The sequence below is a fragment of the Pseudomonas sp. genome, from assembly GCF_037994325.1.
GTDB lineage: Bacteria > Pseudomonadota > Gammaproteobacteria > Pseudomonadales > Pseudomonadaceae > Aquipseudomonas.
Genome location: NZ_JBBNAH010000649.1, coordinates 1 through 1,176 on the forward strand (window position 1 = coordinate 1; position 1,176 = coordinate 1,176).

General features: G+C 59.9%; 1 protein-coding gene. It reads right to left on the reverse strand.

Annotated elements, in window-relative coordinates:
• A partial coding sequence (locus AAAB16_RS21425) for a hemagglutinin repeat-containing protein (RefSeq protein WP_340665152.1) occupies positions 1 to 1,176 on the reverse strand: 1,176 nt, incomplete at both ends.

Sequence of the window (1,176 nt, forward strand, 5' to 3'; positions counted from 1 at the left end):
CGATGGCGATAATCAGCGCCGCGCCAGCGCCCAGCCCCGAACTCTGGTAGTCCCAGGCGTCATGCAGTTCTTTGATCTGCCGCCAATCGACGTCGCCGCGTTTTTCCGCTTCTTTGATCCAGGCGAGTGCAGGGTCGGCGGCGACCATGGCGTCGATGGTTTGGCTGACGGTTTGCCGGTCGACCTGTTTGACGTCGATGCGGATGCCATCAACGGCGCGGATGATGGTTTCGCCTGTGGCGATCAGTTGGCTCTGGTGCAGGGTTTCGTCGGTGGTGCCTTTGCCTTTGGCGCTGGTCCAGGTCCAGTCGGATTTGCTGCGTTCGTGGCTTTCTTGGTCGAGGTCTTTAACGGCTTCAAAGGTGATGGCGCCGCCGCTGTCGAGGGTGAGGTTGGCGCCGCTGTGCAGGGTGGCTTTTTGGTAGTGCTGGTCGCCTTCGCTCACCAGGCTCAAGTCGCCGCCTGTGGTGATAGCGGTGCCCACGTTACGAACTCGGGTGGTTTCGTCTTTGCGGGTTTCCTTGGCTCCCCAGCTGCCTTTTTGCTTTTTGTCGTAGAGCCTGTGGTCGCTGTTCTCGGCGCTAAGCAGGGCGAGTTGGTCGCCGGCGTAGAGGTAGGCGTCGTTGTCGGCTTTGAGCTGGCTAGCACTGACGATTAGGTTGTTTTCTGCGCTTATAGATAGGCCGCCACCGCCTTCGATTACGGCGCTTTGCTGACGAACTTTGCTTTCTTGGACCGTAACTTTTTTGCCGCCGCTTTTGCGGTAGCTGTCGCTGCTGGTTTGGTTAGCGGCAGAGGCGATGGTGAGGTCGTTTTCTGCGGTGAGCTGGATATCGCCTGCGGCTTTTACGGTGCTGGCGACGATGGCCAGATCACGCCCAGCTCTGGCGGTAAGGTTGCCGCCGACTTGCACGGAGGAACCGTGTTGGGTGGTTTGTTCGAGGTTGCTATGGCCTTTGCCGTCGCGGTTGGCGGCGCTGTCGGTTTCGCTTTGGCTGGTGATGATTAGGTCGCGGGCTGCGCTGAGCTTGGCGTCATCACCCGCGCTGAGGTTGCCGCCGTTGTTGATCAGATCGCGGCCGGCTGACAAGGTCAGGGTGTTGCTTGCTTCGATGCCGGCCGCGCTGTCGACGAAATCTTCTCTGCGCTCGAAGCCTTGTTTTGATGATTGGTGGG